7 protein-coding genes and 1 pseudogene are annotated in these 7,940 nt (G+C 62.6%); 5 read left to right on the top strand and 3 right to left on the bottom strand.

Annotated features, from left to right (window positions below):
• Positions 1 to 1,064: pseudogene (locus tag Q7T64_RS07795) on the bottom strand (YgiQ family radical SAM protein); the annotation flags it as partial.
• Positions 1,065 to 1,290: 226 nt separating this feature from the next.
• Here Q7T64_RS07795 and Q7T64_RS07800 point away from each other — a divergent pair.
• From Q7T64_RS07800 to Q7T64_RS07815, 4 genes are all read left to right on the top strand, one after another.
• Positions 1,291 to 2,145 (top strand): PleD family two-component system response regulator, encoded by an 855-nt coding sequence (locus Q7T64_RS07800; RefSeq protein WP_304793870.1) that lies wholly within the window; start codon positions 1,291 to 1,293, stop codon positions 2,143 to 2,145.
• A 110-nt stretch (positions 2,146 to 2,255) separates the two neighbouring features.
• Complete coding sequence (locus tag Q7T64_RS07805; RefSeq protein ID WP_304793873.1) at positions 2,256 to 3,116, top strand: amidohydrolase family protein; 861 nt, start codon at positions 2,256 to 2,258, stop codon at positions 3,114 to 3,116.
• A gap of 183 nt (positions 3,117 to 3,299) precedes the next feature.
• Positions 3,300 to 4,460 (top strand): SRPBCC family protein, encoded by a 1,161-nt coding sequence (locus Q7T64_RS07810; RefSeq protein ID WP_304793876.1) that lies wholly within the window; start codon positions 3,300 to 3,302, stop codon positions 4,458 to 4,460.
• 86 nt (positions 4,461 to 4,546) lie between these two features.
• Positions 4,547 to 4,873: a hypothetical protein gene (locus tag Q7T64_RS07815; protein WP_304793879.1), complete on the top strand. Its 327-nt coding sequence runs from the start codon at positions 4,547 to 4,549 to the stop codon at positions 4,871 to 4,873.
• Positions 4,874 to 4,972: 99 nt separating this feature from the next.
• Here Q7T64_RS07815 and Q7T64_RS07820 read toward each other — a convergent pair whose 3' ends face one another.
• A complete protein-coding gene (locus tag Q7T64_RS07820) occupies positions 4,973 to 5,317 on the bottom strand; it encodes a hypothetical protein (protein ID WP_304793882.1) in 345 nt (114 codons plus the stop codon).
• A gap of 96 nt (positions 5,318 to 5,413) precedes the next feature.
• Between Q7T64_RS07820 and Q7T64_RS07825 the strand changes: the two genes are divergently transcribed.
• The gene (locus Q7T64_RS07825) at positions 5,414 to 7,411 is read left to right on the top strand and encodes an acetoacetate--CoA ligase (RefSeq protein WP_304793885.1); all 1,998 of its coding nucleotides are present in this window, start codon (positions 5,414 to 5,416) and stop codon (positions 7,409 to 7,411) included.
• A gap of 16 nt (positions 7,412 to 7,427) precedes the next feature.
• Here Q7T64_RS07825 and Q7T64_RS07830 read toward each other — a convergent pair.
• On the bottom strand, positions 7,428 to 7,940 hold a 513-nt coding region (locus tag Q7T64_RS07830; protein ID WP_304793888.1), incomplete at its 5' end, for a DUF429 domain-containing protein.

The raw sequence follows: 7,940 nt of genomic DNA on the forward strand, positions 1-7,940 counted from the left end.
AGCGGCAGCGGCGGTGGATTCAGCCAGACGTCGCGTTCGCCATGCGCCTGCACCAGCGCACGGGCATTGCCGGGATTGGACTCCAGGTGGAACACGCGTGAAGCATGCGCGTACAGTATCGGGTCGTCCTTGACCACCTCATAGGCCGGCAGCCTCACCACGCTGCGTGCGCGCACTTCCAGCAATTGCGCCATGCGCTCCTCGCGCGAGACGATCCGGATCGGCTGCACGGCGGCTGCCGGCGCCGGCGTGGCGGCTTCCCCATCGGCTGGCGTGGCGCAGCTGTCGTCGTTCTTGGCCTTCATTTCATAAGGGTCGGGATGCGGCTCGACACGGCCGGGTTTGTCAATCCGGGTGGAATCCGTTTCGGACCATTGCGGGCTGGGCCTCCATCCGCGCGGCACCATGAAACTGGTGCCGCGCAGGTCGCGGATCGCGCCAATATCTTCGCCGGCGGCCAGCCGGTGCGTCAGCGCCAGCAGTGCCCGTTCGGCGTTGCCGAACAACAGGATGTCGGCCTTGGAGTCCGGCAGCACCGAGCGCCGTACCTTGTCCGACCAGTAGTCGTAGTGCGCAATCCGGCGCAAGCTGGCTTCAATGCTGCCGATCACGACATTCACGCCCGGATAGGCTTCACGCACGCGTTGCGCATACACCACGACGGCGCGATCCGGCCGCCGGTTGGCCTCGCCGTTGGGCGTATAGGCGTCGTCGGAGCGGATCTTGCGGTCGGATGTGTAGCGATTGACCATTGAATCCATATTGCCGGCAGTAATGCCGAAATACAGGTTCGGTTTGCCCAGCGCCCGGAACGGCTCGGCCGACAACCAGTCCGGCTGGCTGATGATGCCGACCCGGAATCCCTGCGCCTCCAGCAAGCGGCCGACCAGGGCCATGCCGAAACTCGGATGGTCGATGTAGGCGTCGCCCGTGACGAGGATGACATCGCAACTGTCCCAGCCCAGGCGCGCCATTTCCTCCCGGCTCATAGGCAGGAACGGGGCGCGTTTGGCGCCGGTCCCGTGGTAGGACGGGTAGGAGCGGATATTTTTTGGAGAATCCATAAGCGGCCGCAGGCAGGGGCGACGGGGCGCCTGCCTCAATCACAGCAAGGGGAGAAGGGCGCAGTATGACAGCTTTGCAGCGGCACCGCCCGCCAGGGCGCCTGGCTTGTGGTTCATGCTATTTAGGCTAGAATCGGCGTGCTAACAGCGCGCCAGATGCGCACCTGGTCGGTTTCATCCCGGTCCTGGCACAGCGGGTCTTTCCATCGCCATCAAGCGACCATCCATGAACGCAAGCAGTGCAGATTCCGGGCAGCGACAGTTTGTGGTTGAGCTGCTGGGCTTTCCCGACGGCGAGCAGTCGCTGCTGGCTTCCACGTTCCGGCTCACCGATCGCCGGCTTTTTTCCTATGCGCAGGACGAAGCAGGGCGCACTGACCTGTACCTGGTCAACGCCGATAACGCCGCCGCGCTGGCCGAGTTGCGTGGCCGTGGTCCCAATCTTTACTGTCCAGCGGTCCTGGTCGGCGGCGCAGAAGACGGCCAGCCCTGGCCGGTTGTCGAGCGACCGATCCACTGGTCGCGCCTGTTCGATACGCTCGACCGGGTGATGCAGATTGCCGTTGAGCGCCGCGCCAGCAGGCGAACCCCGCCAGCCGATCAGAATGCCCGACGCCGGCGCACCGACCAGCGAGCGAGCGCCGTAGCAGCGCCCGTCATGTCGGTCTTGAAGCGCGAACCGGTACTGGTGGTGGACGACAGCGCCACCGTGCGCGCCTTCATGCGTTCGCGCCTGGCGCCGTTTCGTTTCGATGTCGACTACGCAGCCAATGGCGAGAGCGCGATCAGGATGGCGCACGCCAAGGCCTACGCCTGCATATTCCTTGATGTGCTGATGCCTGGCATCGACGGTTACGAGGTGTGCCAACGCATCAAGTCAGACCCAAAAACACAATCCACCGCCGTCGTCATGTTGAGCAGCAAGTCCTCGACGCTGGACAAGTTCCGCGGCAACTGGTCCGGTTGCGACGCTTATCTTGGCAAGCCGGTGGAGGAAGACGAACTGCTGGCGACGATTGCGCGTTTCCTGCCCAGCGCGCGCAGGGTCGTCACGGCCATGTTGGGCAGCGAGCAGCCCTGAACCAGTTGGTTTATCCTTTAAAAGGGCAGCGGGTCGCCAGCTATTGGCCTGTGCGCCCGATCCAAAGGCCTGCAAATGACCAGCCATAACGGCAAACCGGGAGTGGTGCAATGCGTCGTGCAATCAAGCAGTCATGGCAGCCGATATCCGGCGCTTCTCTCCTTGCCCTGGCAATGCTGCAGCCGCTTGCGGCCCGTGGCGCCGAGCTACCCGTATTCGACGCCCACATGCATTACAACGTCGAAGCGCGCAGCCTGCTCTCGCCCGAGCAGGTCATTGCGCTGTGGCGTCAACAGGGCATAAAAGGCGTACTGGCTACCAGCCGCCCCAACCAGGGCACGCTCGACCTGATGGCGACGCTGGCGCGCGACAAGAACAGCGATATCCTGATCGTTCCCTTCATGCGGCCCTACCGGGTACAGCCTGACCGCCACAACTGGTTCAGCAATCCGGAAATCGAAAAGCTGGTCGAGGCTGAACTCAAGCGCGGCGTTTATCGCGGCATTGGCGAGTTCCACATTTTTGGCAAGGACGCCGATGCACCCTATGTGGCACGGATGGCGCGCATGGCCAAGGAGCGCGGACTGTGGTTGCATGCCCATGCCGATGAAGATGCGATAGAACGAATCCTGCGTCATGCGCCCGGCGTGCGCATCATCTGGGCGCATACGGGCATGAGCACTGGCCTGGACAAGGTAGAAGAAATGTTCGCCCGCTATCCGTCGCTGGTGGGCGAGCTGTCCTATCGCGGCGACATTGACGGCGGCGGCAAGCTCAGCCCACGCTGGCGTGCACTGATGCTGAAATATCCCGACCGCTTCGTGCTCGGGACCGACACCTGGGTCACATCGCGCTGGTCGGAAGTGCCGGATATCCTGGCCAATTACCGGCGGCTGCTGGCAAGCTTGCCGCAAGATGTCGCCGAAAAGATTGCCTGGCGCAACGGCTTCAACATGTTCTCCGAGAAATAGCGCCGAGTGATTTCGCGCATCCGCCCGCCGCGATTGCGCGCGCCGGGTGGCGGCATCCACCTCCTGTTACTTCCTCCGGAAATGCCTTGTGCGGCATGTCTTTGGCGCGGGCGTCGCAACGCCAGCGGAACCTGTTGTTTGGCCAGCAATCCAAATCGCAGTGACTTCTCCAGGAGAGTAATAGTGGATCGCTACGAAACAGAAGATTCGGGAGCAGGTATTGCCCTTGCGGTGTTGGGTGGCATGGCCTTGGGCGCCATTGCCATGTACCTGACTGACCCCGAACAGGGCCGCCGGCGGCGCTCGCTGCTGCAAAAAACCGTACGCAATATGTCCAGCCGCACGGGCGACCTTGCGAACTCGGCATGGCGCGACGCCTCCAGTCGATTTGCCGGTTTGCAGCAAAGTGCGGGTCGTCTGGCCGGACAACGCAGCAGCAAGCCCATCGACGATCACGTACTGGAAGCGCGCGTCAGGTCCAAGTTGAACCGGACGGCATCCAGCCCGCATGCAATCGAAGTCGTGGCGGACCAGGGTCGTATCACGCTGAGCGGTCTGGTAGAGCCGGACGAACGCGAAGTGGTGCTGGACCTGGTGCAGTCGATACCCGGTGTCGATGCGGTGCGTGTCGACCTGGACGACGGCGCACGCGGGCTGCGCCGGGCAAGTGGCGGCCTGCCACTGATCGCGCTGGCCGCTGGTGGCGCGTTGTTGGGCTATTACGGACTGTCGCGCGGTCGCGGTGCTGGGTCCGATATCATCCGTACCGGACTCCACTGGCTGTCCGGTCTGTCCGAGCCTTTTCACTTGCGTGCGTTCGACTGGCGGCGCGGGATCAGCGGCGCAGTCGACGGCCAGCCCGTCGAGATGTCGCGCACGATCGACATCAAGGCCGCGCCCGATGCTGTATTCGACGTCTGGAGCAACACCGAAAACTTCCCGCACTTCATGTCCCACGTCGTAGAAGTGCGCGACCTCGGCCAACAGCGTTCGCATTGGGCAGTACGCGGGCCTGGCGGCGCTCAAATCGAATGGAATTCCGTGCTGACCCGTGTCGAACGGCCGCATGCCCTTGAATGGGAAAGCGAGCCGGGCTCGATGATCGACAATAGCGGCGCAGTTTATCTGGAGCCGCGCAACGGCGGGGGCACGCGCGCCACGGTGCAGATGGCCTACCGGCCTCCTGCTGGCGCACTCGGCACGACTGTTGCCATGCTGATGGGCAGCGATCCCGGAAGGCAGCTTGAGGACGACCTGAAACGCATGCGCAATTTCATCGAGAGTGGTGTGCCTTTGCAGGAAGCAGAGCCGCCGATGACGACCAAGGGCCAGATGCTGCATTGAACCTGACCCTTTGCGGAACCAGCATCATCGGGCTTCATCCAATGGAACCGGGTCGTTCCCGGTCCACCGATAGCAAGGAGTAGATCATGATGCAAACAAATGAAATCAGGCAGCGCTTCCGCCAAATCGAGCAGACCATCCAGCAAGCTGCGGCAGCTTGTGCACATGCGCAAGGTGTGCCGATGGACGTGAAGGATTGTGTGCAGCAGATGGATCAGCGCAGTCACCAGGTAATGCAAGAAATGCAGACCGCTGACCAGACGCGCATTACTCAATGTATCGATGAACTGGAGCAAATGGGCGACGAGGCCCGCGACGCGTGCGAGCGCGCTGGCAATGTCAATGAAGAATTACATGACGCCGTCATGCAGGCGCATGACGAATTGTCGCAACTCAAGCGGCAACTGCATTAGACAGTGACTGTGTAAGCAGCATCACAATCCGACGGCCACACTGGACCGTCGGATTGCGCCGCCCTCAGATCGGACTGTCCAGATACCTGTAACCCGCCGTCAATGCCGCCGCCGGAACAATTGACGCACCAGGAAACCGGCGGCGACAGCAATCGCCATCGCGGCCATTGGCTTGTCGCGGATTCGCTGGCGGGTGTCGGCCACCACCTGCGATTGCACATCCTTCAATTGCGAGGCCTTGTCTGAAAGAGTGCTGCGCGCCTGCGACGCGAAATCAGACAGCCGATCCGCAGCACTGTGCGCTGTGCTGGAAAGCCGATCCATCACCGGCGCCGCTGCCTGTGTCGCTTGCTCAATTCCCTCATGTGCCGTGCTGCGAACGTCTTCCACAGCCTGTTGCGCCTTCATGTCGCGTCCGATGTTTGTCGATTGGGGGGTATCCATGTTTGCATCCTTTCCTGGTTGGTTGTACGCATCTTCTTTGAATTAATATGGGGGAATTTGTTGCGCGATCGTGCGTAAATAAAATCAGGAGACCCGATGTCCAGCGCATCGCCACCCTTGTGGAGCCCTTCGCCCGAGCGAATCGATCAAAGTCGCCTTACCGACTACATGCGGTGGCTGGCGCGCGAGAAAGCGCTCAGCTTCAACAACTACGATGCACTCTGGCACTGGTCGGTCGCCCATCCCGAATCGTTCTGGGAATCCGTTTGGCAGTATTTCAAGGTCCAGAGTTCCGCGCCTTATCATCAGGTGCTCGATACGCACAAAATGCCGGGCGCAAAATGGTTCGAGGGGGCGCGGCTGAATTTCGCGCAGCAATTGTTTCGCTTCAACCATGGCGAGGACGGCGCCTTGCCTGCCATCATTTCGCGCTCCGAGTTGCGCGGCATGCAGACACTGTCGTGGGCCGATCTGCGGCAACAGGTCACGCGCGTGGCTGGCAGCCTGCGCGCAATGGGCGTCGGACCGGGCGACCGCGTGGTCGCTTACCTGCCCAATATCGCCGAGACCGCCCTCGCGTTTTTTGCCTGCGCCAGTATCGGTGCGATCTGGTCGAGCTGTTCGCCCGACATGGGCTCGGCCAGCGTCCTCGACCGTTTCCGCCAGATCGACCCCAAGGTATTGATTACCGTGGATGGCTATCGTTACGGCGGGCGCGACTTCGATCGGTTGGCCGTGGTGCAGGCCATGCGCGCCGAACTGCCGACGCTGCAGCACACGGTATTGCTGCCCTACCTGGACCAGGCGGCCAGGCTCGATGGCGCTACAAGCTGGGCGCAATTGCTGCAGCCGGCCGACGGCCAATATGGCGAGCAGGCAGAAACCGCGCTGCACTTCGCGCAACTGCCGTTCGATCATCCCTTGTGGGTGCTTTACTCGTCGGGCACCACCGGCATGCCCAAGCCCATCGTCCACGGCCATGGCGGCGCGCTGCTGGAAAGCCTGAAGGGGCATGCGCTGCACCTGGACCTTGGCGCGCGCGACCGCTTCCTCTGGTTTTCCACCACTGGCTGGATCATGTGGAATTCGCAGGTGACCGGCTTGCTGGCGGGCGCCACGATCTGCATCTATGACGGCAATCCGGGCTATCCGGATCTCGGCACGCTGTGGAAATTCGCCGAAGAGGCGCAGATCACTTTCTTTGGCGCCGGTGCGGCCTATTACGCCAACTGCCTGAAGGCCGGCCTGGCGCCGGCACGGCTGGCTGACCTGTCGGCCCTGCGCGCGGTGGGCGCCACCGGTTCGCCGCTGTCTGCCGATTGCTACGACTGGATCTATCGCGAAGTCGGCCAGGATCTTCTGCTGGCTTGCATCAGCGGCGGCACCGACATCGCCGCTGCCTTTGTCGGCGCCTGTCCGAACTTGCCCGTTCATGCCGGCGAGATGCAGTGCCGCTACCTGGGTGTCGCGGTGCACGCATTCGACGAGCATGGCGAATCCGTGATCGATGCCGTTGGGGAACTGGTCGTGACTGTACCGATGCCATCAATGCCGCTGTATTTCTGGAACGATCCCGGCAATGCGCGTTACCTCGAAAGCTATTTCGACACCTATCCGGGACTGTGGCGGCATGGCGACTGGATCCGCATTACGCCGCGCGGCGGCGCGATCATCTACGGCCGTTCCGACACCACCATCAACCGCCATGGCATCCGCATGGGCACGGCCGAAATCTATCGCGTCGTCGAACAGTTCGACGAGATCGTCGATAGCCTGGTGGTCGACCTGGAATACCTGGGACGACCCTCATTCATGCCCTTGTTCATCGTGCTGCGCGACGGCGCCAAACTTGATGTCGAACTGGAGCAGGCGATTCGCGATCGCATCCGCAGCCAATTGTCGGCGCGCCACGTGCCTGACCAGATCGTTGTCGCGCCCGAAATTCCGCGCACGCTGACCGGCAAGAAAATGGAGTTGCCGGTCAAGAAGCTGCTGTTGGGCATGCCGATCGAAAAAATCGCCAATCCGGACGCAATGAGCAACCCGGCCTGCCTGACCTGGTACCAGCACTACGCCGGACGGCGCCTCGGATAGCTTCTCGCCGCGCCGGTCAGGCGCCGGCGATCCAGCCTTCCAGCGGGTCGAACGGCGGCAGGCCAAAGCCCTCGGCACGCCGCTGCCAGCTCCAGGCCGCCGCTAGCAGGCACAAGACCGCATCCAGCAGATCGGCACTGCCATCGTCGATCAATGCTGCCCGAAATGTTCCGCAGTCGATGCGCACGCCCAGCGGATAGTCGCCGCTGGCGACGGCATCGAGTATCTGCCGGCGCGCCTGGCGCCGTTCTTCGCTGTGCTTGCGCGGATCGTCGTTCTTGTACGACTGCCGCGTGATCGAGCGCGCGATCATGCCGGGATACGCTTCCAGCGCGATGCGCTGCGGGTCGCCGGCATTGAGCCCATGCAGCGTCACCCCGGCATCGAGCAACAAGGGAGCACCTGCATGCAGCATGTAAGCCACCGGCGGGTTCACCCATTTCATGGGCGATGAGGAGCCGGCCGGCAGGTCGGTAGCGCGATGTGCAAATTTATTGCCCGGCGCGCGGCTGTCGCAGAAGGCCTTGAA

Origin of the sequence: Lacisediminimonas sp., assembly GCF_030645335.1 — a bacterium.
Classification (GTDB): Bacteria; Pseudomonadota; Gammaproteobacteria; order Burkholderiales; family Burkholderiaceae_D; genus Lacisediminimonas.

Coding starts and splice junctions, on each gene's coding strand:
- Q7T64_RS07805 (WP_304793873.1), top strand. CDS start 2,256: ATGCGTCGTGCAATCAAGCAGTCATGGCAGCCGATATCCGGCGCTTCT.
- Q7T64_RS07825 (WP_304793885.1), top strand. CDS start 5,414: ATGTCCAGCGCATCGCCACCCTTGTGGAGCCCTTCGCCCGAGCGAATC.
- Q7T64_RS07800 (WP_304793870.1), top strand. CDS start 1,291: ATGAACGCAAGCAGTGCAGATTCCGGGCAGCGACAGTTTGTGGTTGAG.
- Q7T64_RS07820 (WP_304793882.1), bottom strand. CDS start 5,317: ATGGATACCCCCCAATCGACAAACATCGGACGCGACATGAAGGCGCAA.
- Q7T64_RS07815 (WP_304793879.1), top strand. CDS start 4,547: ATGATGCAAACAAATGAAATCAGGCAGCGCTTCCGCCAAATCGAGCAG.